Raw genomic sequence first — 23,793 nt, 5'->3', positions numbered from 1 at the left:
GGAAGAGAAGATGAGGCGCCCGCCGCGCTACCCCGCCCTACTGCTCGCCGTCAGCACCATCGCGCTGGCGGCCTCCGCCACCAAGGTCACCGCCCAGCCCTCCGACATCGTCGGCGTCGTCGAATTCGAGGGCGGAGCCGCCATTCCCGAGGGTGAGATCGACATTACTCTCGACGGTCCCGCCTCCTCCGGCCATTCCCGGCAGGGCGCGGCGGGAACCCGCGTCACGAGTGACGGCAAGGTGAAAAGCATGGACTTCAGCGTTTCGGCGCCGGCCGCGAAGGGTGCGACCGGCAATGCTCAACTCGTGGCGCGACTGGAGCGAAAGGACGGCTGGCTGCTCGCCCGAGGCAGCGCACCGCTTGCCGCCGACGGCCCCGTCAAGATCACGCTTTACAAGGTCATGTACTGAGACGAGTCCGCCTCGCGGGTTCGCCAGCTGGTCAGGAACGTCGCTTCTGGCCGCTTGACGCTTCCCCCGGCTGGCGGAAGACTGGCGCTTCCCTCTCAGGTCCGCCATGACACCCTTCCGCTCGATCGCAGTCTTCTACCATGTGGCGACCCTCGACTCCGTTTCGGCCGCGGCCGAGCACCTCGGTGTCACGCCCTCGGCCGTCAGCCAGCAGATCCGCGCTCTCGAGGAACAGATCGGTGCGGCGCTCGTGACCCGCGTCGGGCGCAGGATCCGGCTGACGGAGGCCGGCGAGCGCTACTTCGAGCTGATCTCGGAACAGGTCGAGGCCATCATCCGCTCGACGGATCTGATGCGCGGCGCGCGCGTCACGACACTTCTCACCATCCGCGCGACACCCACCGTCTCGACGAAGTGGCTCCTGCCGCGCCTGCCGCGGTTCCTGGAGGACAACCCCTCCATCGATGTGCGGCTTGACGGGACGAACGAACCTACGGACTTCAACCGCGATCAGGTCGACATCGAGATCCGCCACGGCACCGGACGCTGGCCCGGCCTGCATGTGGAGCCGCTGGCCGAGGAGATGTTCCTGCCGGTCTGCTCGCCGGCGCTCGCCGATCCCCATGCTCTCGCGCCGGAGGATCTGCTCGGTTTCCGGCTGATCCAGTCGGTCAAGGCGCAGGTGCAGTGGGGCGGCTGGTTCGACCACCACGGGCTGGCGGGGGAAAAGCAGGCGAAGCGGCTGTTCTTCGACCGGTCGCACATGGCCGTCGATGCCGCGGTCCTGGGTCTGGGCGTGGCGCTGGAAAGCAACCTGATGATGGAACGCGAGCTGCGCGAGGGCCGCCTCGTCATCCCGGTAAGACGGCCACCCCGCATGACCATCGTGACCCAGTGGCTGGTCTGCCCGAACGCCAGCCTGCGCCGAGGGCGCGTGCGCAGCTTCCTGACCTGGATCCGCAAGGAAGCGCGCGACTGGCAGAGTTCCTCGGCCGACCCGTCCATGTAGCTGTGCTACAAGATCGGGCAGAAAAGTTAAATTGTCGTGGGGCCTGGTTTGCGCGAGGTTGAAGCCATCGGGAGGCAGAGGCCCCCGAGGCTTGGGAGGGCCTTCCGACATTCCGGTGCGCAGCCTCGTCCTTCGAGGGCGGTGCGGGCATGTGCGGACCCTTCCGGAACCTCTGGCCGCAGGCCCAGAACGGAGTCGCAGAAGATGAACCTTTCCTCCATGCTCGCCGAGCGTCACGCCGCCGGCCGCCCCGTCCGGGTCGGCCTGATCGGAGCGGGCAAGTTCGGCTCGATGGTGCTGGCGCAGGCGCGCAAGATCCCCGGCTACCACATCGTCGGCGTGGCCGACCTCGACGCGGGCAAGGCGCGCACCTCGCTGCGCCGGACGGGCTGGCAGGACGAGGAGTTCGCCGCCCGCTCGCTGGGCGAGGCCATGGACACCGGGCGCACCTTCGTCACGGACGATGCTGCCGCCCTCTGCGCCTTCGAGGGGATCGAGTGCATCATCGAGGCCACCGGCCACCCGCTGGCCGGCACGCGGCACGCGCTCATGGCCATCGACGGCATGAAGCACATCGTCATGGTCAACGTCGAGGCGGACGTGATGTGCGGCCCGATCCTCGGGCGCATGGCGCGCGAGAAGGGTCTGATCTACTCGATGGCCTATGGCGATCAGCCCGCCTTCATCTGCGAACTGGTGGACTGGGTGCGCTCCTGCGGGTTCGAGCTGGTCTCGGCCGGCAAGGGCATGAACTTCCAGCCGGAATACCGCTATTCGACGCCCGACACGGTCTGGGGCTACTTCGGCTGGTCCGAGGAATTCGTGGCGAAGGGCGACTTCAACCCCAAGATGTACAACTCCTTCACCGACGGCACCAAGGCCGCGATCGAAATGGCGGCGGTGGCGAACGGAACCGGTCTCGACTGCCCGGACGACGGGCTGGCCTTCCACCCGTCGGGCCTGCACGACCTCGCGCAGGTCTTCAAGCCCGCCGCCGAGGGTGGGCGCCTGCCGCGCGCGGGGCTCATCGACATCGCGGCCAGCCAGGAGCCGGACGGGCGCGAGGTCGTCAACAACATCCGGTACGGCATGTTCGTGACCTTCCGCGCACCCGACGACTATACCAGGGCCTGCTTCGAGCAATACGGGCTACTGACCGACAAGTCGGGCTGGTATGGCTCGATGTGGCGGCCCTTCCACCTGATCGGGCTGGAGACCTCGGTCTCGGTGCTCTCGGCGGTGCTGCGGAAAGAGCCGACCGGCAGCTCGAAGGAGTTCCGGGCCGATGCCGTGGCGACCGCCAAGAGCGACCTGAAGGCCGGCAGCTACCTGGACGGAGAGGGCGGCTTCGCCTCCTGGGCGAAGGCCATCCCGGCCACGATCTCGACGGAGATCGACGCGTTGCCGATGGGGCTGGCCCATCACGTCAGGCTGAAGAGCGACATCCGGCGCGACCAGATCATCCGCATGTCGGATGTCGAGCTTGTGGACGATCTCGACGTGGTCGATCTGCGGCGCGAACAGGTGCGCACGATGGGGCCGAAGGCGCTCGCAGAGGCCGCGGAATGAGCTACGTGGTCGTGCCGAGCTTCGAGGTGGAGGAGGAGCGGCTCGGGCCGTTCCTCGCCGCGGCCCGTGCCGATGCCGAGGCCTCGCTTGCGACCGAGCCCGGCTGCCGACAGTTCGACGTGGCCGTAGACCGCTCGACAACTCCGGCCCGGGTGCTGTTCTACGAGGTCTACGACGACCGCGCCGCCTTCGAGGCGCATCTGCGCACGCCGCATCTTGCGGCCTTCCGCGAGGCGCTGACGCTCTGCCGCGAGGGGCCCGTGACCATGTTCGAGAGGGTCGTGCCATGAACGAAGCAGCCGACGCCGGACGCATCGCCTTCTTCGGCACCGGGCTGATGGGCGCACCGATGGCGCGGCAGCTCATCGAGGCGGGCTTTGACCTCACCGTCTGGAACCGGAGCCTCGCGAAGGCGAAAGCGCTCGAGCCCGGCGCCCGCGTCGCGCCCACGGCCCGCGTGGCGGCCGAAGGCGCGGATGTGCTCGTTCTCATGGTCTCCGACGGGCCGGCCTGCCGGCAGGTGCTCTTCGACGACGGCGCGGCCGCGGCGGCCGCCCCCGGCGCCCTTCTGATCGTCATGTCCTCGATCGGCCACGACGAGGCGCAGGCGCTGGCCGCCGAGACAACGGCGCGTGGCCTTCGCTGGCTGGATGCCCCCGTTTCGGGGGGCACGGTCGCGGCCGAGGCGGGCGCGCTCTCGATCATGGCAGGCGGCCGGGCCGAGGATTTCGAGGCCGGACGTCCGATCCTGTCCGCGATGGGCAAGCCGATCCACATCGGTCCGGCAGGCACCGGAGCGCTGACCAAGCTCGTGAACCAGCTCCTCGTGGCCTCGACCCTTGCCGCGGTGTCCGAGGCGCTGCTTCTGGCGGGCGCAGGCGGCGCCGATCTTGCCCAGGTGCGCGAGGCTCTGATGGGAGGCTTCGCATCTTCCCGCATCCTCGAGTTGCACGGCGCGCGCATGATCGCCCGGGACTTCACACCGCGGGGCCCCGCGAAATACCAGCTCAAGGATACGCGGGCTGCACGAGAGGTGGCCGAAATGCTCGGGCTGCGGCTGCCGCTGCTCGACCTGGCCGACGACCTCTTCCGCGGTCTCGTCGCCCATGGAGGGGGCGACCTCGACCATTCCGCGCTGATCCTCGAACTCGAACGCCGGAATGGCAGGGCGGAGGCGCTGGAAGCGTTTCTGCAAAAGGAACCAGAAAAGGGAGGACAATCATGACCATTCGCACGATAGACCGCCGCCGGCTGCTCGTCGGCCTCGGAGCCGCGGGCCTCGCGGCGCCATTCCTCGGGCGGCCCTTTGCCGCGTTCGCCCAGACGACGCTGCGCATGGCCGTGCCGGATCCGGCCGACAGCTCCGTCGGCCGCGCCGCCACGCGCTTTGCCGCGCTCGCGTCGGAAGCCACCGGGGGCGCCGTTGCCTTCCAGGTGTTCCCGGACGGCATCCTCTTCGGCAAGGACCAGAACGCGGCGATCAACCAGCTCGGCTCGGGTGCGCTCGACGGGCTGATCCTCGCAAGCTCGGTCTATGCCTCGTTCGAGCCGAAGATGAACGCGATCTCGCTGCCCTACCTCTTCCCGGACTACGAGCGGCTGCGTGCCTATCTCGGCGGCGAGCCGGGGGCCGAGCTTCTGGCCTCGCTGGAGCGGCTGAACATCCAGGGCCTCGGCTTCTTCCTGCGGACCTTCCGCAACGTGACCACGCGCGAGACGCCGATCACCAAGGTGGCGGATTTCAAGGGCGTCACTCTGCGCACGCCGAACAATCCGCTCTTCGTCAGCCTCTTCCAGGCGCTGGGCGCGAACCCCACGCCGATGGCATTTTCCGAGGTCTATTCGGCGCTTCAGCTCAAGGCCATCGACGGGCAGGAGAATCCGGTCGAGGTGCCTTGGAACAACCGCCTCTACGAGGTCCAGTCGCATCTGAACATGACGCGCCATCTTGCCGACAGCTTCCTCGTCGCGCTGTCCGGCGCGGCCTGGGGCCGGATCCCCGAGGAACATCACGCCGCGGTCCGGGAAGCGGCAGCGCAGATGATCGCCGAGCACGACGAGGAGGAGATCGCTCAGGAGAAGGTGATCGTGGGCAAGTTGCAGGAGGCCGGCATGGAGGTGCACGACTTCGAGCAGGGCGAACTGGCGAAGGCGCAGGAAATCGCGCGCGGGATCTACCCGCAGTTCGAGGGGCAGATCGGTGCCGAGTTCATGGCGCGGAGCCTCGAGTTCGTGAGCTGAGGCGGCCGGTCAGGGGCGGCTGACCGCCCATCGAGGAGGAGGAGAGGACATGCGTAAGCTCGACGGGCTGCTCTGGCGGCTGGTGGATGCCGTGATCCTGGTCGCGGTCGTGGGCATGGTGTGCCTGATCGCCCTGCAGGTGGGCTCGCGGCTGATGGGCGCCTCCGTGCCCTGGACGGAGGAGCTGTCGCGCTTTCTGTTCATCTGGACGGTCTGGCTCGGGATTGCCACGGGCTTCCGCTACGGCCAGCATCCCGCTCTCTCCTTCCTCTATTTCCTCGCGCCGCGCGGGCTGAAGCCGGTGCTGCGCGTGATCCCGGCCGTGGCCGCGGTGATGCTCTTCTCCATCGTCACATGGCACGGCTGGGCCCTTCTGTCGCAGCAGGTCCGCTTCGGCGAGCTGTCCCCGATCCTGCAGGTGGGAATGTGGCTCACGACCCTGCCGCTCGTGCTCGGCAGCGGCCTTGCCGTGCTCGGCGCGATCGTGCACACGGCGACCGACGACATCGACGACGTCACCGAAGCCCTGCCGGAGGGAGCGCGCGAATGAGCCTGTTCCTTCTTGCCCTCTTCGCGGTGCTGGCCGTTCTCGGCGTGCCCCTCTCTGTCGCCCTGGGCCTCGCCACGGCGGGCACGCTCTGGTGGTACCAGTTGCCGCTTTCGATGATCACCCAATCGATGGCGACCTCGATCAACTCCTTCCTTCTGATCGCCGTGCCGCTGTTCATCCTCGCCGGCCAGATCATGGAGCGCGGCGGCCTGTCCGAGCGCATCTTCGACGCGGCCGAGGCGGCCGTCGGGCGGATGAGGGGCGGGCTTGGCCACGTGAACATCGCCTCCTCCTTCGTTTTCGGCGGCATCTCGGGTTCGTCCGTGGCCGACATCGCGAGCCTCGGGCCGATCACCATCCGCTCGATGACCTCGCGCGGCTATCCCTTGCCCTATTCGGCGGCGCTGACGCTGATCACGGCAACGCTCGCCACGCTGGTCCCGCCCTCGATCCTGGTGATCGTGGCCGCCGCCGCCGCAGGCCAGTCGGTGGGCGGCGCGCTGGCCGGAGGGCTTGGGCCGGGGCTGCTGCTGGCCCTGTCGCTTGCGCTCTACAATTACGTCATCTCGAAGCGGAAGGGCTACGGCACGGTTACCGCCTTCGACATGCGTCGCTCGAGCCGCGCACTCCTGCGCGCACTGCCCTCTGTCGGCGCGCCGGTGATCATCCTCACCGGGATGTTCTCGGGCATCGTGACGCCGACCGAGGCCGCGGGCCTTGCCGTGCTCTACACCTTCCTCGTGGCGAGCCTCGTTCATCGCGAGGTGGGGCTGCGCGACTTTCTTGAACTCGCCGTTCTCTCCGGCAGGCTCGCGGGGTCGGTGCTGCTGATCCTGATGGTCGCCTCTGCCGCCACCTTCGTCTTCACGGTGGACATGCTGCCGCAGAAGGCGTCGGGGATCCTCACGACGCTCGGGGGCTCTCCCTTCATGGTGCTGATGCTGATGATGGTGATCTTCCTGATCGTGGGAATGCTCATGGACATCGTGGCGGGCGCGCTGATGCTGATCCCGGTGCTGATGCCGGCAGCGGTCGCGGCGGGGGTGGAACCGCTTCACTTCCTCGTCTTCATGGTCGCCTGCCTCGCGGTCGGACTCGCGACGCCACCGGTGGGAACCTGTCTCTTCGCGACGGCCTATGTCGCGAAGGTTCCGACCGAGCGGCTGGTCGTGGCGGCCCTGCCGTTCTACGTCATCAATCTGGCCGTGCTGATCCTGATCGCGGCGCTGCCGCAGATCGTGCTGTGGCCCGTGGCGCTTCTGACCTGATCCGCGGCCGGTTCAGGCCGCTGCGGCCCGCGACTTCCGCGCGAAGTCGCGGGCTTGCGTTCCCACAACGGCGCTCCGGCGCCCCCTCGACAGGACGAGAATCGTGACCGATACGCCCCGCCGCAGGCTCCGCTCCGAAAGCTGGTTCAACGACCTGGGCGATCCCGAGATGACCGCGCTCTACCTCGAGCGCTACCTGAACTACGGGCTGACGATGGGCGAGCTGCGCTCGGGCAAGCCGATCATCGGCATCGCCCAGACCGGCTCGGACCTCTCGCCCTGCAACCGCCACCACATCGAACTGGCGAAGCGCATCCGCGAGGGCATCCGCGAGGCCGGCGGCATCGCGATGGAAATTCCCGTTCACCCGATCCAGGAGACCGGCAAGCGTCCGACTGCCATGCTCGATCGCAACCTGGCCTACCTGGGTCTGGTCGAGGCGCTGCACGGCTATCCGATCGACGGCGTCGTGCTGACCATCGGCTGCGACAAGACCACGCCCGCACTGCTGATGGCGGCATCGACGGTGAACATTCCGGCCATCGCCTTCTCGGTGGGCCCGATGCTGAACGGCTGGCACAAGGGCAAGCGCGCGGGTTCGGGCGCGGTGATCTGGGAGGCCCGCCAGCTGCATGCTGCGGGCAAGATCGACGGCGAAGGGTTCCTCGAAATGGCGGCGGCCTCGGCGCCCTCGGTGGGCTATTGCAACACGATGGGGACTGCCTCGACCATGAACAGCCTGGCCGAGGCGCTGGGGATGCAGCTTCCCGGCTCGGCCTCCATCCCCGCGCCCTACCGCGAGCGGGCACAGATGGCCTATCGCACCGGCTTGCGCATCGTGGACCTGGTGCACGAGGATCTTCGCCCCTCCACTATCATGACCCGGGCGGCCTTCGAGAACGCCATCGCGGTCAATTCCGCGATCGGCGGTTCGACGAACGCGCCCATCCACCTCAACGCCATCGCGCGGCATCTGGGGATCGAGCTCGGCAATGCCGACTGGGAGAGCTTCGGCTACGGCGTGCCGCTACTGGCAAATGTCCAGCCCGCCGGCGCCTATCTCAGCGAGGACTTCCACCTTGCCGGCGGCTTGCCCGCCGTGATCGGCGAGATGCTCCGTGCAGGGATTCTGCCACATCCGGAAGCGGTGACTGTCACTGGTTTGACAATGGCCGAACTCTACGAGGCAGCCGAGATCGACAATCCGGACGTCATCCGGACGGTCGAGGCCGCGCTGACGCCCGAAGCGGGGTTCCTGAACATGAAGGGCAACCTCTTCGACACGGCGCTGATGAAGACCTCGGTCATCGGTCCCGAATTCCGCGCCCGGTATCTCTCGGATCCCGACGATCCGGAAGCCTTCGAAGGGCCGGTCCGCGTCTTTGACGGACCCGAGGACTTCCACGCCCGGATCGACGATCCGGCGCTGGAGGTGACGCCCGACTGCATCCTCGTGATGCGCGGCGCCGGGCCCAGGGGATACCCCGGCGGCGCCGAGGTCGTGAACATGCGCCCTCCCGCCTATCTGATCAAGACGGGCATCCATGCGCTGCCCTGCATCGGCGACGGGCGGCAATCCGGAACATCGGCCTCGGCCTCGATCCTCAATGCCGCCCCGGAGGCGGCGGACGGCGGCAATCTGGCGATCCTGCGGGATGGCGACCGGCTGCGGGTGGACCTGCGGAAGCGACGGGTCGACCTGCTCCTGCCCGAGGACGAGATCGCCGCCCGGCAGGCCGCGCTCGAGGAAGCGGGCGGCTATCGGATCCCCGAGAGCCAGACGCCGTGGCAGGAGATCTTCCGCGCGCGTGTCCGCTCCTTCGCCGAGGGCATGATCCTCGAGAACGCCGACAGCTATCGCGACATAGGAAACACGCGGACTCCGCGTCACTCCCATTAGCCTGCGCGTGCGCGAATATGGACAAGCCCGCGCGCCCGGCATCATCCGGCAAGGCGCTGCGTCCGGAAGTCGGCTGCGCCGACCGGGATCGGGCCATGCCCGAAGGGGTGCGGTGCGGAACGGCCCGAACCGGGCGACGGCGCCTGCGCGGAAACCTGCTCCGCCCATGAGCCGGCTGGACATCGAAAGCTGCTGTGGGCAGGATCCGCGGATCTGCGCGAGGGATTCCACGTGCCGGACAGTCATGCCAAGGTCCAGGCCTTCTTCGACGGGCTCGTCTCATGGCGGGGCGAACTGCTGGCGCTGCGAGGCCTGCTTCTCGCCAGCCCGCTCGTGGAGGACTTCAAGTGGTCCTCTCCCGTCTACACCTTCGAGGGCTGTAACGTCGCCATCGTCTGGGGGTTCAAGGATCGGGCGACGCTGGGTTTCTTCAAAGGCGTTCTGCTGCGCGATCCGGATGGTGTCCTCGAACCGCCGGGCGACAATTCGCGCTCGTCGCGCGTGGTGAACTTCACGGAGGTCGCGCAGATCGAGAGGCTGCGGCCGACCCTACGCGCACTCATCAATGAGGCGATCAGGGTAGAGCGCGCGGGCCTGAAGGTCGACTTTCCAAAGGACGATCTCGACATGCCGCGCGAACTGGAGGAACGCCTCTCCGCCGACGCCGCGTTTCGCGCGGCCTTCGACGGCCTGACACCCGGTCGCCGCCGTGGCTGGATCCTCCACTTCGGGCAGGCCAAACGATCGACCACCCGCGCCGCACGTATTGAGAAAGCCGTGCCGCGCATCCTCGAGGGCAAGGGGATGAACGACCGCTAGGCGGGCAACGGGCCGCGCTCTGGCGGCAGAAGGCCAAGCGTCAACTGTGGGTGACGGCCCCTGGATGCGACTCCCGGGGTCACTCCCTTGCGCCGCCTGCCGCGGTGAGGCGCGACGAAAAAAGGTTCAGTTGATATGAATCAAATAATCCGGCCGAATCCTGTGGCAAAAGGGGTCATGGCCGTTGCAGGGCCGCCGGAACGGGGAACCCGGCAGGCCGCACGGGCAAGAGACAGGGCAATGGCCGCGCGCTCCCGTGGCCGGTGCCCGCCCTGACCGGCAGGCCGCACCCTCCACGGCATCCGGCAGTCCGCTCGAGCCGCGCCTCCTCCCAGTGGATCGAGCCGGGGCCCCTCATGGGGCCCCGCTTTTTTCCGTACGCCCGCCGCATCCCGCGAACCTGACACCCGATATCCGGTCGTACCCTTGTAGCGCCGCTCCGTCAGCAGGCGCCAAGATCAACGCGCGAGGCCTCGGCCTCTTCGCGGGATCCGAAGATCAGGTCGGCGTCGATCAGGAAGGTGTTGCCGCCCTTGATCGTGACCTCGCGCAGGCGGCAGCCATCGGCCATCCGGGTGGGACCGAGCGTGACGACCTCGGTCACGTCGTCGTCGAACTGGTGGAAGGTCCAGGCCATGATGATCCCCGCTTTCAATGCGTGACGCGCCGGCCCTGCGAGAGCCGACTACCTTGGATTTATGCTCATTCCTGAAAGTGCCAGTGCGGCATGTTGTCAGCGCCAACCCGCCTGCAGGGGGCCGCGGGCGCTTCGGTCAAGCCAGCAAGGGATAGGCCAAGCCGAAGGCCACCAGCATCACCGGCGGCAGCAGCATCATGCCGCGGCTGCTCTGGTTCGCGCCGCAGCGGATGGCGAGCAGCGCAAGCCCACCGCTGAAGACCAGCGCGAGAAGCAGCGTGACATGCTCGGCCCCGGTGGGCGTCCTGCTCAGGCCGGCGGCCGCGAGGCCGAGAACGAAGGCCAGATAGGCCAGAAGGATCAGGATCAGCCGCCGGCCATTGCGGCGATCCTCGTTGCGCATCGCGTCGTGATAGGCGCGGAGTGGATGCCCGTCCGGCAGGGTCGAGATGAAGCCCCTCCGCCGCAGTCCGACGACGAGCAGCGCGACAGCGACGAGGCAGGCGGAGGGTACGGACAGCAAATGGATGGGCATGGCGGTGCCTCCGGGTGGAGGGTGGTCGGCGATGGCTCCGGATCATCCCGCAATGGTCTTGCAGCGACGGGCAGGCAGGAGCCGACGAACAGGCCCTCATCTTACAGATCCGGCCCGCCGAGCATATGATCCACATCAAGGTATCCTTTGCTCGCGCCAGAGGAACCTGCCGCCGTGCAAGCCATTGGACGCGAAGAAAGAAAAAGCCCGCCACGGGCTCCGTGCGTCATCGGCGGCTCCGACACTCCTGCGGCTGCATTGCAGGCATTCCGTCGAGACTTGGCGGCCGCACGCGACCTGCGACCATCCGGGATGGCCGTGGGATCCACGGCGAGACGCAGGCTGCGCGGGTCGTTTCCCCCGCGCCTCGCCGGGGCTCTGGACGTTCCATCGCCGCAGAAGCGTGGTGCGGATCGGGCGGCGGCAGAACCGGGTCGTGCCGACCGTCTTGCCGATCGGCGGCACTCCGTTGCCCGGGGCGTGACATCCAGCGGCCGCCCTGTCCGCCATCGATCCGTCGCGATGCCGGGCGTCAAGGAACTTCCGGCGACCGGGTGGCTTCCCGTAGTCGCAGCCGGCCCGAACCGCCCTGCGCCTCGTCACAGCAACCGATTGAAAGGGGGCCGCCAATGCCGCACGATCACGGCCATGCCGCGATGGATCCGAAATCCGGCGATCGCCGCGTTTCTGCCGCCATCGCCGCCAATGCGCTCCTGACCGTGGCGCAGGTCGTGGGCGGGATCTTCGCCGGCAGCCTCGCCCTCATCGCCGACGCCCTGCACAACTTCTCGGACATGGCCTCGCTGGTGATCGCCTTCGCGGCCCGCCGCATCGCCCGCCGGCCGGCGGACGCCCGCATGACCTTCGGCTATGGCCGGATCGAGATCGTGGCTGCGCTCGTCAACTACACGACACTGATCCTCGTGGGGGTCTACCTGATCTACGAGGGCACACTCCGTCTCGTCGATCCGCCCGAGGTGAAGGGCTGGACGGTGGTGATCCTCGGGGCGGTGGCGCTGGCGGTCGACACGTTGACGGCCGCGCTGACCTGGTCGATGCAGAAGGACAGCGTGAACATTCGCGCGCTCTTTCTGCACAACCTTTCGGACGCGCTGTCTTCGGTTGCGGTGATCATCGGCGGCACGCTCATCATTCTCTTCGACATCCGCTGGGTGGATCCCGCGATCACTCTCGGCATCGCCGGATACATCCTCTGGCTGGCCGTTTCCGAGATCGGCGGACCGATCCGAGCCCTGATGCTCGGCAGCCCGCCGGAAATGGATCACGCCGCCGTGCTCGAGGCCGTGCGCGAGGTCGAGGGCGTGAGGGATCTCCATCATGTCCATCTGTGGCAGATGCAGGAGCACGAGGCCGCGCTCGACTGCCACATCGTGCTCGAGGCCGAGGGCTGGTCGCGGCTGGAGGAGATCAAGGCTGCCATCAAGGAGCGCCTCGAGCAGGGCTTCGGCATCTCGCATTCGACACTGGAGTTCGAGCATCCGGGCCAGAGCGGCTGCGCCGGCACGCTCTACGGCCACCAGCCGACCGACGCAGACGCGTCATCCCGCTGACAAGCGCACTTCCCGGTGCTTCGAAACGAGGCGAAGGGCCGGCTCGTCGTGTGGGCCTCAGATCCGGAGCCCCCGTGGGAGGACGGGTGGCAGCCTGCGCGGACCTTCACGAGGTCGCGCGGCGGTCGTGGGACAGCATGCGCTCGAACTCGGGCACCGGGACGGGCTTTCCGAACAGGTAGCCCTGTGCCTGGTTGCAGCCTTCGCGGATCAGCCAGTCGCGCTGGAATTCGGTTTCGACGCCCTCGGCCACCGTCTTCAGCCCCAGTGCGCGGGCCATGGCCAGCACCGCCTTCACGATTGCTTCCGACCCGTCGCGCCCGGTGCCGATCTCGGCCACGAAGCCGCGGTCGATCTTCAGCTCGCTCAGCGGCAGCCCGTGGAGGTAGCCGAGCGAGGAATAGCCGGTGCCGAAGTCGTCCACCGACAGCGTCACGCCCGCCTGCGCCAGCGCATCGAGATTGGCGCGCGTCACCTGGCTCGTCTCGAGCAGCGAACCCTCGGTGATCTCGATGCCCACGAGCCCGGGCTGAACCGGCAATCGGCCGAGCTTGCCGAGGAAGCCCGCGGCGAAGCCCTCGGACGCGAGGCTTTCGGCCGAGACGTTGACGAAGACCGGCACCGTCGGACCTCCCGTCCGCCAGCGCACGAGCACGCCGCAGAGCAGGTCGATCACGTGCTGATCGAGCGTCCGGATCAGCCCGCAGCTTTCAGCGATGGGGATGAAGCGCGCAGGGCTCACGGCGCCGAGTTGGGGATCCGTCCAGCGGAGCAGCGCCTCGGCCGCGACGATCCGGCAACCGCCCTCCAGCGTCACCTTCGGCTGCAGGAACAGCTCCATCCGCCCCTCGCGGATCGCATGCTGCAGCCCCTGGCTCACGATGCCGTGCTGCAGGGTCTGCTCGCGCAGCGAGGAGTCGAAGCGCACGCATTGGTTCCGCCCCTTGGTCTTGGCGGCATACATGGCGAGATCGGCATTGCGCACCATCTCGTCGGCATCCGGGGCGTCGTCCGGGAACAGGCTGACGCCAAAGCTGGCGGTCAGGTAGAAGGTGTTGCCGTCCACCGTCACCGGTCGCTCGATCTCGTGCACGAGCGCGTCCAGCACCTCGCCCAGTCGCTCGTCCCCTCCGAGCGGGATCAGCACGGTGAACTCGTCACCCCCGATCCGCGCGATGGTGTTGTCGTCCGGAGCGGCGGCCACGAGCTTGCGCCCGACGTCGAGGATCACGCTGTCTCCGACGAAGTGGCCGAACCGGTCGTTGATCTGCTTGAAATTGTCGAGGTCGATGAACACGAGCGCCAGCCGCTTGCCCCTTGCAACGGCGGCGTTCAGGCTCTCGTGGAACAGCACCCGGTTCGGCAGGCCCGTCATCGGGTCGTGCAGCGCGCGGTACTGCGCCTCTTCGGCCACCGTCGCCAGGGCCCGCTGCGCCTCGATCTGCTCGGTCACGTCGGTGAAGGTCGAGACCAGCCGCACCGGGCTGTCGGCACGCTCGACGGGCGCGACATTGACCGAGAGCGCGCGCAGCCCCTTCTCGGGATGGCGGAAGGTCACGCGCAGGTCGCGCAGCACCTCGCGGGCCGCAATGGCGCGCTGGTACGGTGTCTCCCTGTCCGGCATCTCGCGACCATCCTCGCCGCGCAGGCCCCAGGCGGCCTCGTTGTAGATGCGCCCCACGAGCTGGTCGGCCGGCACGCCGAGGACCGCCTCGGCCTCGCGGTTGGCGAAGATGATGCGGCCCTTCGCGTCGAAGGCCGTGACGGCTGAAACGCTCGTCTCCATCACCTGACGCAGCAGGTTCCGCTCGACCTGCAACTCGCTCTCCAGCTGCTTCCGGCGCGAGATGTCGAGATGCACGCCCGACATCAGGACCGGCTCGCCGCTTGCCGAGAAGCCGGTGACGCGTCCGCGGGACATGATCCAGACCCAGTGTCCCTGCTTGTGCCGCAGCCGGATCTCGTTTGCGAACTGGTAGTTGCCCGCAGCAAAATGCTCGGCGTGCTTGGCCTGCATCATCGCCAGGTCGTCAGGGTGGACGATCCTGTTCCAGAAGGCGACGGTCACGGGCTCGATCTCGAACCTGGGGTAGCCGAGGATTTCGGCCCAACGGTCGTTGATCAGGATGATCTCGCGGTCGAGGTCCAGCTGCCAGGTGCCCACTTCGCCTCCCCGGATCACGTCGGCAAGGCGGCGCTCGGTCTCGGCGGTGCGCGCATAGGAGGCTTGCAGTTGCGTCCATGCCCCGCGGAGCGAGACATAGAGCACGAGCGACGATGCCGTGATGAAGCCCAGGCCCTTGTAAGTCTGAACTGAGTGGTAGACCGCCGAGTTCTCGGCGAGAAGCGATACCGCCCGGTCGCTGAACAGGATCCAGAGGGCGCTGACCACCGCGTATGACAGCGCGACCACTTCGGGCGCTCTCCGCGAGAGGGTTGGCATCAGCTTCATCAGGGCTACCGGAGGGCGGGTGGCGACGACTTTGGGTTGAGTGCCCATCCTATTGCACCGATACGGTTGCGCAATCTTAACCTCTCGGTGTTTCGCCTTTCGGGACGTGGATCGCTTCCCGCCTGCAAGGCCGAGGTCCGCTTGAGGGGCCCTCTCGCCCTCTTCCCCTCCTCTTCTTCAGAACCCCTGAAAAAGCATGTCGAGCGCCCGTGTCACCTCGTGCCCGTGTGGCGCGAGGCTGCCGACCGGCTGGCGCAACAGCCCTGCCGGGACCGCGGCCAGGTATTGCGTCGCCAACACGTGGCGTTCGCCCGCGATCTCGAAGACCGGGTTGAGGATGCGCGCCGGGCGCGGCGCGGCAGCCTCCGGCAGCAGGGGCACGGCAATGCGCGTGTTCAGCCCGTCCAGAAGGTCCGACTGCACGTCGAGCAGGTATCCCGAACCTGAGGGAGCCGGGTAAAGATCGTGCTGGGCCATCAGAAGGTCCGGAAGGCCTCGAGCGGCAGGCCGTTCTGCTCGACCCAGGAGTTCGAGCTTTTCAGCGCCTCGGCATTCTCGCGCCTCCATGCGTCCGCCTTGGCAGTGCGGACAGCGGCGCGCACCCCCTCTTCCGCGGCCCGGCTCAGGTTCACGTCATAGGCCTTGGCCTCCTCGATCAGGCTGGAGCTGAGGGAGACATTGGTCGGCTTGCGGGCTGCCGGACGAGCATTCATGTGCGGAACCTCCAAGAACGGGTGTATCCAGTATGCGCATGAATCATGCGCTGTCCAGAGCGCATTCCCTGTCACCCTCTTTCCGCCGGTTCGGCGCCTTCTTCCAGGCCCTGTTCCTCGCGGCTCCGGGACAAGGCCGCGCGCATCTGAAGGAATGGTGCGCCGGCCGCACCGCGGCGGGCAGCCCGTAAGGGGAGATTGCGGCCGGTACGGCGGTGCAATCAGGCAGTCATGCAGTCGGCGGAAACCGATACGGTCTCGGCCGGCTTGGCGCGCCGCACGAGGAGGATGGCGGGGTTGCCGATGCCGGCGGCACGCGCATCCCTTGCGAGTCCTCCCACAGTGGTCGAGAGGCGGCGTTCATCCGCGCGGCTGGCGTTGCTGACGATGTCCACAGGTGTCTCCGGCGTGGCGCCGGCCGCCAGCAGTCCGGCCTGCACCTCGGGCAGCACATGCATTGCCATGTAGAGCGCCAGAGTGGTGCCTGGTGCCAGCATGGCCGAGAAATCCGGGGCAGGGTCTCCGGGTCGGCAGGTTGCGGTGGCGAGCGTGAGCCGGTCGATCGCGCCGCGTTCGGTCAGCGAGCGGCCGAGGCTGGCGCAGGCGGCCGAGGCTGCGGTTAGGCCGGGGACGATCTCGACCGGGATGCCATGGGCATCGGCCGCGGCGATCTCCTCGCCCGCGCGCCCGAAGATGCCCGGATCACCGGATTTCAGGCGAACCACGCGCTCGCCCGCGAGCGCCGAGGCCACGATCTCGGCGTTGATGCGTTCCTGCGGCCAGAGGTTTCCACCAACCGCCTTGCCCACGTGGACGAGGCGGGCACCCGGCCGCGCGAAGCGCAGCACGGCGGGGTCGATCAGCCTGTCGTAGAAAATGGCATCGGCCGCCCGGATGCGCTCTATGGCGCGCAGCGTCAGCAGGTCGGCGGCCCCCGGACCGGCTCCGACGAGGGCGATCGAGCCGTGCCGGGCACGGGCGGCCCCTCTTGCCCGACGGCGAGGCAGCACGGTCTCGGGCCGCAGGCGATCCGAGAGGGCGAGGAAAGCCGCGAGGATCGGCCAGCGGGCGGCGAGGGCTTGGGACATCGGTCTCTCCTATTCGGCGGCGATGGGCTGGAGGGTGCGGGCCGTTCGCGCCAGCAGGCTGCGGATTTCGGGGCGGCAGGAGCCGCAATTGGTGCCGGCGCGGAGAGCCTTGCCCACGGCCTCGACGGTCATCGGCACACCACCCGCGACGGCCGCGAGGATCTGGTTCGCGCCCACGTCGAAGCAGGCGCAGAGGATCGGACCCGGATCCGGACGTCCCGCGCCGGGACGTCCGGCGAGCAGGTCGCCGCCAGCCTCGGCACCCACCGCCGCGGCGACATGCCCGCGCGACAGCGCCACCGGCTCGCGCGAGACGAAGAGCGCGCCGCGCAGGCGGCCGTTCTCCGAGAAGGCGAGCCGCGCAATGCCGCGAGCAGGATCCACAACCTGGCTCAGCGCGGCCCTTGGCAGGCCGAAGAGCCTGCGGGCGAAGCTTTCCCAGTCGGATGGCAGATGGACACCCGCCAGCTCTGCTCGCCAGCCGGTAGCGCTGCGCGACAGGGCGCTGTAGGCGCAGGCGGAGGGATCGAGGGCATCGGCCGAGGCGGCGAACCCATGCCAGACCGCCGGGAAGGGGGCCACGGCAATGGCCGCCGCCTTGCTTTCGGGCTGGCCCGACACGGGATCGGCAAGGGCAGGCACGAGCGCGTCGATCCGGCCGGTCGGCGCCGTCTCGCCCGTCCAGTGCATCGGCGCGAAGGGATGGCCGGGCAGCACGCGGTCGCTCACGAGCACGCGGAGGACGGCGCGGCCCGTGACGCTCGTGATTTCGGCGAGGCTGGCCGGGGCAAGACCCAGACGGGCCGCATCGGCGGGATGGATCTCGAGGTAGGGCTCGCCCCGGTGCTGCGACAGCCGCGGCGAGAGGCCGGTGCGCGTCATCGTGTGCCAGTGGTCGCGCACGCGGCCGGTGTTGAGGCGGAGGGGGTGCTCTTCTGACAGCGGCTGTGGCGCGCGCGGTGTCACGGCGATCATGCGGGCCCGGCCGTCGGGCGTGTGGAAGCGGCCGTCGCCGAAGAAGCGTCCTCCGCGCCGGGCTGCGGACTGCGGCCAGAGGACGGGCTCCATTGCGTCATAGGGTCCGCTCAGCCCCGAAATGTCGAAGTCGCTGCCAAGGCTGCCCGCGATCCCCGACAAGGCGGCGTATTCGGCAAAGACCTCGGCCGCGCTTTGCCAGTCGAAGGCCTCGTCCCAGCCCATGCGGCGCGCGACGCTGGCGAGGATGCGCCAGTCGTCCCGCGCTTCTCCCGGCGCAGGAAGGAACGGGCGCTGCCTGGAAATCATCCGCTCGGAATTGGTGACGGTGCCGTTCCGCTCGCCCCAGCCGGTGGCGGGCAGCAGGACGTGTGCGAGGCGCGTCGTGTCGGTCTGCGCCATGATGTCCGACACCACGACGAAGTCGCAGCCGGAGATGGCGCGGGCGACGCGGTCGGCCTCGGGCATCGAGACGGCCGGATTGGTGCAGATGATCCAGAGTGCCTTGATCCGCCCCTCCTCGACGGCGCGGAACATGTCCACGGCCTTCAGGCCGGGGCGCTCTGGCAGGGCGGGGCTTCGCCAGAAGCCCTGCACGGCCTCGCGGTGGGCGGGGTTCTCCAGATCCAGATGGCAGGCGAGCATGTTGGCGAGACCGCCGACCTCGCGCCCTCCCATGGCGTTCGGCTGGCCGGTCACCGAGAACGGTCCCATCCCCGGCCGCCCGATCCGCCCGGTGGCGAGATGGCAGTTCAGGATCGCGTTCACCTTGTCGGTGCCTGAGGAAGACTGGTTGATCCCCTGGCTGTAGACGGTGACGACCCGCTCGGCGCCGATCCAGAGGTCGAGGAAGCGCGCGATCTCGTCCGGGGAAAGCCCGGTCGCGGCGGGATCGGTGGCCCGGGCGGCGGCCAGTGCCGCATCGAGGCCCGCGACATGGGCTATGAACCCTTGGTCCAGCGCGCCGCGATCCGCGAGCGCCGCCAGCAGAAGATTGAAGAGCGCGCCGTCGCCGCCGGAGGCGATGGGAAGATGCAGGTCCGCCAGATCGCAGGTCGCGGTGCGGCGCGGGTCGACCACGACCACGCGCATGGCGGGGCGCGATGCTCGGGCCGCGGCGAGCCGCTGGTAGAGCACCGGATGGCACCAGGCGAGGTTCGAGCCGACCAGCACCACCACGTCGGCCAGTTCCAGATCCTCGTACTGTCCGGGCACCGTGTCCGACCCGAAGGCGCGGCGATGGCCCGCCACCGAGGAGGCCATGCAGAGCCGCGAGTTGGTGTCGATATTGGCCGAGCCGATGAAGCCCTTCATCAGCTTGTTGGCGACATAGTAGTCCTCGGTCAGGAGTTGGCCCGAGACGTAGAAGGCGACCGAGTCCGGCCCGTGCTCGGCGATGGCTGCGCCGAAGCGGGCTGCGACGAGGTCCAGCGCCTCGTCCCAGCCCACTTCGCGCCCGGCGATGCGGGGAGCGAGAAGCCGCCCGTCGGGCACCAGGGTCTCGGCCAGCGCCGAGCCCTTGGAGCAGAGCCGCCCCCGGTTGGCCGGATGATCCGGGTCGCCCGAGATGGCGATCCCGCCCGCGCCGTCCGGCGTGGCGATCACGCCGCAGCCGACCCCGCAATAGGGGCAGGTGGTGCGGACGGGGCCGGTCATGCCGCCGACCTCCGCGCCAGCAGGCCCGCGTCGATCAGGATGCGTCCGCCCTCGACGGTGGTGGCGAAGGTGCGCACATGGCCCTCGTCCGCGCCCTGTGCGAGGCCGGTTTCCAGCGAGAAGACCCAGCCGTGCAGCGGGCAGGTGACGGAGGTGCCGTGCACGATCCCCTCCGAGAGCGGGCCGCCTTTGTGCGGGCAGCGGTCGTCCAGAGCGAAGACGCGGTCGTCGGCGGTGCGGAAGACTGCGAGGCAGCCATGCGCCGTCTTCACCACGCGGGCGCCCTGCGCCGGGATCTCGTCCAGCGCGCCGATGTCGATCATGCTCATTCCGCGGCCTCCAGCGTCAGATCGGCGAGGGGGTGCCACTTCCCGCGCTCATCGGGGGCGGCGTGTTCGGCCCAGGGGTCCTTCTGGTAGACCGACTGGCTGATCGCGAACCGCTCGCAGAGCGCGGCGCGCGTCTGCGGGTCGGCGATCTGCTCGCGGCACCAGTCGAGGCCGACCTTCGCGACCCATTTGTAGATCCGGTGCAGGTAGCGGGCGTTCTCGCGGTAGAGCTGGGTGAAGGCTGCGATGACCTCCATCGCCTCCTCCTCGGTCGCGACCTTGCAGAGAAGCTCGGTCTGCTTGACCTCCATGCCGGCCGCGCCCGCGACGCTGATCTCGTAGCCCGAGTCGACGCAGACCACGCCGATGTCCTTGCAGGTGGCCTCGGCGCAGTTCCTCGGGCAGCCCGAGACGCCAAGCTTGACCTTGGCCGGCGTCCACGATCCCCAGAGCAGCTTCTCCAGCCTGATCCCGAGGCCCGTCGAATCCTGCGTGCCGAAGCGGCAGAACTCGGAGCCGACACAGGTCTTCACTGTCCTGAGCCCCTTCGAATAGGCGTGCCCCGAGACCATGCCGGCCGCGTTCAGGTCGGCCCACATGGCGGGCAGGTCCTCTTTCCGCACGCCCAGCAGGTCGATGCGCTGCCCGCCGGTCACCTTGACCATCGGCACGTTGTACCTGTCGGCGGCATCGGCAATGGCGCGCAGTTCGGCGGGCGTGGTGACGCCGCCCCACATCCGGGGCACGACGGAATAGGTGCCGTCCTTCTGGATGTTGGCGTGGTTCCGTTCATTCACGAAGCGCGACTGGCGGTCGTCCTGATACTCCAGCGGCCAGTCGGCCAGCAGGTAGTAGTTCAGCGCCGGCCGGCACGAGGCGCAGCCCCCGGCCGAGGTCCAGCCGAGCTCCTGCATCACGGCGGGGATCGACTTCAGCCCATCGGCCCTGATCAGGCGGCGCACGTCCTCGTGCGTCAGGTCGGTGCACCTGCACATCGGCTGCGCCGCGGGTTTCACGAAGCTGTCGCCCAGAGTCAGCGCCATCACCTGCTCGACGAGGCCTGTGCAGGTCCCGCAGGAGCCGCTGGCCTTGGTCCGGGCCCGCACCGCATCGAGCGTATGGGCGCCCCCCGTGACGGCCTCGACGATCCGGCCCTTGCAGACGCCGTTGCAGCCGCAGATCTCCGCCTCAGGCGGCAAGGCTGCAACGGCCGCCATAGGGTCCGCGGGGGCGCCCCCTTGAAAGGCCGGGCCAAAGATCAGCGTCTCGCGCATCTCCGAGATGTCGGTTGCGTCCTTGATCAGCCCGAAGAACCAGGCGCCGTCGGCGGTGTCGCCATACATCACCGCGCCCACCAGCTGGTCGGCCTCGATCACCAGCCGCTTGTAGACGCCGCGGCCGGGATCGCGAAAGACGATGTCCTCGCGCCCCGGTCCTTCGGCGAAGTCGCCGGCCGAGAAGAGGTCGCAGCCCGTCACCTTCAGCTTTGTGGCGGTCTGCACGGGACGGAAGGCGGCCTCGCGCCCCGCCAGCGTCGCGGCCACCACCTTCGCCTGATCGTAGAGCGGCGCCACGAGGCCGAAGAGCTGTCCGTCGTGCTCGACGCATTCGCCGACGGCCAGGATGTCGGGGTCCGAGGTCACCATCCGGTCGTCCACGGCGATGCCGCGACCCATCTCGAGGCCCGCGTCCTGCGCGAGCCGCGTCTCGGGGCGGATGCCCACCGCCATCACGACGAGGTCGGCGCCATAGGTCGTGCCATCTTCCAGCAGCACGGCCTCGACCCGGCCATTGCCGAGGATCGCCTTCGTCGCGCCCTTGCAGTGGATGCGGATGCCGCGCGCCTCCAGCGCCTTCTGCAGCAGGTAGCCCGCCGAGGGGTCAAGCTGGCGCTCCATCAGGTGGCCCATCAGGTGGATGACGGTGACCTCCATGCCACGCAGGGCGAGCCCCGCCGCCGCCTCGAGGCCCAGCAGCCCGCCGCCGATCACTACGGCCTTCGCTCCCGGCTGCGCCGCAGCGATCATCGCGTTCGTGTCGTCGAGGTCGCGGTAGCTGACCACGCCCGGCAGGTCCTTCCCCGGAACCGGGATGATGAAGGGCGCGGAGCCCGTGGCGATCACCAGCTTGTCGTAGGGCGCGAAGCCCTTGTTCGTCAGCACCATGCGGGCGGCGCGGTCGATCTTCACCACCGGCTCGCCGAAGCGGCAGTCGATCCCGCGGTCGGCATACCAGTCCTCGTCATGAGTGACGATCTCGGCATGGGTCTTCTCGCCCGACAGCACCGGCGAGAGCATGATGCGGTTGTAGTTGCCACGCGGCTCTGCGTTGAACAGCGTGACCTGCCAGTCCGGATCCTGCCCCAGCAGGTGTTCCAGCATGCGGCCCGAGGCCATCCCGGCCCCGATGACGACCAGTCTCTTCATCATGCGGCATCCTTCTTCTGGCCGTGCGCGTAATCCTCGAGGAACGAGAGGATCTCGGCGCGGTAGCGGTAGTAGTCGGGGTGATCGAGCAGCGCCTTGCGGCTGCGGGGGCGGGGCAGGTCCACCTCGGTGATCCTGCCGATGGTGGCGTGCGGGCCGTTCGTCATCATCACCACGCGGTCGGCGAGCAGGATCGCCTCGTCGACGTCATGCGTCACGCAGACGGCGGTGACCTGCGTCCGGCTCCAGACCTCCATCAGCACTTCCTGAAGCTCCCAGCGGGTGAGGCTGTCGAGCATCCCGAAGGGCTCGTCGAGCAGGAGAAGCTTCGGCGAGAGCGCGAAGGCGCGGGCGATGCCGACGCGCTGGCGCATTCCGTTCGACATCTCGGCCGCGGGCCTGTGCATGGCATCGGCGAGGCCCACGCGCTCGAGGTAGTATTCCACCACCTCCTGCCGCTCGGCCTGGCTGGCTGCGGGATAGACGCGGTCCACGCCGATCGCCACGTTCTCGCGCGCGGTGAGCCACGGGAACAGCGAGGGCGACTGGAACACGACCGCCCGCTCGGGATCGGCGCCCTCGACATGCATCCCGTCGAGCTTGATCGCGCCCTTCGAGATGCCGTTCAGGCCGGCGGTCATGGTGAGCACGGTGGACTTGCCACAGCCGGAATGGCCGATCAGGCTGACGAATTCACCCTTGCGGAGCGTCAGGTTGAAGTCCTCGACCACCGTCAGTGGCCCCTTCGGCGTGCCGTAAATCTTGTGGAGCTGCGAATACTGCAGGTAGCGGTCGTCGGTGCGCGAAACCGACGCCGCGGCATAGGCCTTCGGCATGGCGTGGCGCGGCGTGACCTGCGGCAGCTGCCGCGTCTCGGCGGACTTCGCGGCGATGCCCACGTCCATCAGGTAGGCCGTCACGTCGTGGCGCAGCGCCTTGAAGGTCGCGTCGTCATTCATCGCGCCCCGGTCGCGCGGCCGGGCGAGCGTCACCGCGAACTCGGCCCCCATGGTCCCGTCGGGGTTCAGCACGAGGATGCGGTCGGCCAGCAGAAGTGCCTCGTCCACGTCATTGGTCACAAGGACGACGGTGCGGCGATGGGCCTCCCAGATTGCCTCGATCTCGGCGGCAAGGTTCGCCCGCGTCAGCGCGTCGAGCGCGGACAGCGGCTCGTCCATCAGCAGGACTTCGGGCTCCATCGCCAGCGCCCGCGCCACCGAGACGCGCTGGCGCATGCCCCCTGACAGTTCCGCCGGACGACGCTCGGCGGCGTGACCAAGGCCCACCATCGCGACGTATCGGGCCACCAGTGCCGCGCGCTCGGACCGGGGAAGGCCGCGGTGAACGGCATCGACGGCAAGCCGCACGTTGCCCGCGACGGTCAGCCAGGGCATCAGCGAATAGGACTGGAACACCAGCCCGCGCTCGGGGCCCGGTCCCGTCACCGGCTGCCCGCGGAAGGTCACCTGTCCGCGGTCGGGCCGCTGCAGTCCGGCCATCAGGTTCATCAGCGTCGTCTTGCCGGTTCCCGAGAAGCCGAGGATCGCGACGAACTCGCCTTCCGCCACCGAAAGGTTCACGTTGCGCAGCACCGGCTTGCCGCCGAAGCTCACCGAGACATGATCGAGGTCGAGGATGCCCAT

21 protein-coding genes are annotated in these 23,793 nt (G+C 68.6%); 11 read left to right on the top strand and 10 right to left on the bottom strand.

Going from position 1 to position 23,793, the window contains the following annotated elements; genetic code table 11:
- Positions 1-10: 10 nt before the first annotated feature.
- From ACTVZP_RS14900 to ACTVZP_RS14855, 10 genes are all read left to right on the top strand, one after another.
- Entirely contained in the window at positions 11-412 is a 402-nt protein-coding gene (locus ACTVZP_RS14900) for a hypothetical protein (protein ID WP_443212948.1), read from the top strand.
- Between the two features lie 106 nt (positions 413-518).
- Positions 519-1,421 carry a LysR substrate-binding domain-containing protein gene (locus ACTVZP_RS14895; protein ID WP_443212947.1) on the top strand — a complete coding sequence of 301 codons (903 nt, stop codon included), beginning with the start codon at positions 519-521 and terminating at the stop codon, positions 1,419-1,421.
- 204 nt (positions 1,422-1,625) lie between these two features.
- Positions 1,626-2,990, top strand: coding sequence for an NAD(P)H-dependent oxidoreductase (locus ACTVZP_RS14890; RefSeq protein WP_443212946.1), 1,365 nt, complete (start codon positions 1,626-1,628; stop codon positions 2,988-2,990).
- Positions 2,987-3,280: a putative quinol monooxygenase gene (locus tag ACTVZP_RS14885; RefSeq protein WP_443212945.1), complete on the top strand. Its 294-nt coding sequence runs from the start codon at positions 2,987-2,989 to the stop codon at positions 3,278-3,280. The genes ACTVZP_RS14890 and ACTVZP_RS14885 overlap by 4 nt, the downstream gene beginning before the upstream one ends.
- Complete coding sequence (locus ACTVZP_RS14880) at positions 3,277-4,215, top strand: NAD(P)-dependent oxidoreductase (RefSeq protein WP_443212944.1); 939 nt, start codon at positions 3,277-3,279, stop codon at positions 4,213-4,215. The genes ACTVZP_RS14885 and ACTVZP_RS14880 overlap by 4 nt, the downstream gene beginning before the upstream one ends.
- Positions 4,212-5,231: a DctP family TRAP transporter solute-binding subunit gene (locus ACTVZP_RS14875; protein WP_443212943.1), complete on the top strand. Its 1,020-nt coding sequence runs from the start codon at positions 4,212-4,214 to the stop codon at positions 5,229-5,231. The genes ACTVZP_RS14880 and ACTVZP_RS14875 overlap by 4 nt, the downstream gene beginning before the upstream one ends.
- Positions 5,232-5,280: 49 nt before the next feature.
- A complete protein-coding gene (locus ACTVZP_RS14870; protein WP_443212942.1) occupies positions 5,281-5,781 on the top strand; it encodes a TRAP transporter small permease in 501 nt (166 codons plus the stop codon).
- Complete coding sequence (locus tag ACTVZP_RS14865) at positions 5,778-7,049, top strand: TRAP transporter large permease (protein WP_443212941.1); 1,272 nt, start codon at positions 5,778-5,780, stop codon at positions 7,047-7,049. The genes ACTVZP_RS14870 and ACTVZP_RS14865 overlap by 4 nt, the downstream gene beginning before the upstream one ends.
- A gap of 103 nt (positions 7,050-7,152) precedes the next feature.
- On the top strand, positions 7,153-8,949 hold the full coding sequence (locus ACTVZP_RS14860; protein ID WP_443212940.1) for an IlvD/Edd family dehydratase: 1,797 nt from the start codon (positions 7,153-7,155) through the stop codon (positions 8,947-8,949).
- Positions 8,950-9,180: 231 nt separating this feature from the next.
- Positions 9,181-9,768, top strand: a complete 588-nt coding sequence (locus ACTVZP_RS14855) for a YdeI/OmpD-associated family protein (protein ID WP_443212939.1) — start codon at positions 9,181-9,183, stop codon at positions 9,766-9,768.
- A gap of 442 nt (positions 9,769-10,210) precedes the next feature.
- Here the strand turns inward: ACTVZP_RS14855 and ACTVZP_RS14850 are convergent, their stop codons facing one another.
- Positions 10,211-10,405, bottom strand: coding sequence for a hypothetical protein (locus tag ACTVZP_RS14850; protein WP_443212938.1), 195 nt, complete (start codon positions 10,403-10,405; stop codon positions 10,211-10,213).
- A gap of 136 nt (positions 10,406-10,541) precedes the next feature.
- Complete coding sequence (locus ACTVZP_RS14845; protein WP_443212937.1) at positions 10,542-10,940, bottom strand: hypothetical protein; 399 nt, start codon at positions 10,938-10,940, stop codon at positions 10,542-10,544.
- 629 nt (positions 10,941-11,569) lie between these two features.
- On the opposite strand from ACTVZP_RS14845, the gene ACTVZP_RS14840 reads away from it, so the two are divergent.
- Positions 11,570-12,511, top strand: a complete 942-nt coding sequence (locus ACTVZP_RS14840; protein ID WP_443212936.1) for a cation diffusion facilitator family transporter — start codon at positions 11,570-11,572, stop codon at positions 12,509-12,511.
- Positions 12,512-12,617: 106 nt separating this feature from the next.
- On the opposite strand, the gene ACTVZP_RS14835 is transcribed toward ACTVZP_RS14840, so the two are convergent.
- From ACTVZP_RS14835 to ACTVZP_RS14800, 8 genes are all read right to left on the bottom strand, one after another.
- Complete coding sequence (locus tag ACTVZP_RS14835) at positions 12,618-14,963, bottom strand: putative bifunctional diguanylate cyclase/phosphodiesterase (RefSeq protein ID WP_443212935.1); 2,346 nt, start codon at positions 14,961-14,963, stop codon at positions 12,618-12,620.
- Positions 14,964-15,140: 177 nt separating this feature from the next.
- Positions 15,141-15,440, bottom strand: coding sequence for a CcdB family protein (locus ACTVZP_RS14830; RefSeq protein ID WP_443212934.1), 300 nt, complete (start codon positions 15,438-15,440; stop codon positions 15,141-15,143).
- Positions 15,440-15,676 carry a type II toxin-antitoxin system CcdA family antitoxin gene (locus tag ACTVZP_RS14825; protein WP_443212933.1) on the bottom strand — a complete coding sequence of 79 codons (237 nt, stop codon included), beginning with the start codon at positions 15,674-15,676 and terminating at the stop codon, positions 15,440-15,442. The genes ACTVZP_RS14830 and ACTVZP_RS14825 overlap by 1 nt, the downstream gene beginning before the upstream one ends.
- 221 nt (positions 15,677-15,897) lie before the next feature.
- Complete coding sequence (gene cobA / locus ACTVZP_RS14820; protein WP_443212932.1) at positions 15,898-16,764, bottom strand: uroporphyrinogen-III C-methyltransferase; 867 nt, start codon at positions 16,762-16,764, stop codon at positions 15,898-15,900.
- Between the two features lie 9 nt (positions 16,765-16,773).
- Positions 16,774-19,395: a molybdopterin-dependent oxidoreductase gene (locus ACTVZP_RS14815; protein ID WP_443212931.1), complete on the bottom strand. Its 2,622-nt coding sequence runs from the start codon at positions 19,393-19,395 to the stop codon at positions 16,774-16,776.
- Positions 19,392-19,724, bottom strand: a complete 333-nt coding sequence (nirD, locus tag ACTVZP_RS14810) for a nitrite reductase small subunit NirD (RefSeq protein ID WP_443212930.1) — start codon at positions 19,722-19,724, stop codon at positions 19,392-19,394. The genes ACTVZP_RS14815 and nirD overlap by 4 nt, the downstream gene beginning before the upstream one ends.
- Positions 19,721-22,153, bottom strand: a complete 2,433-nt coding sequence (gene nirB / locus ACTVZP_RS14805) for a nitrite reductase large subunit NirB (protein WP_443212928.1) — start codon at positions 22,151-22,153, stop codon at positions 19,721-19,723. Before nirB ends, nirD begins: the two co-directional genes overlap by 4 nt.
- Positions 22,150-23,793 carry an ABC transporter ATP-binding protein gene (locus tag ACTVZP_RS14800; RefSeq protein WP_443212927.1) on the bottom strand — a complete coding sequence of 548 codons (1,644 nt, stop codon included), beginning with the start codon at positions 23,791-23,793 and terminating at the stop codon, positions 22,150-22,152. Before ACTVZP_RS14800 ends, nirB begins: the two co-directional genes overlap by 4 nt.

Source organism: Rhodobacter sp. NSM (genome assembly GCF_052244495.1).
Taxonomy (GTDB): Bacteria; Pseudomonadota; Alphaproteobacteria; order Rhodobacterales; family Rhodobacteraceae; genus Cereibacter_A.
Note: the sequence above shows the minus strand (reverse complement) of the source record. Positions and strands in the feature narration are given on the sequence as shown.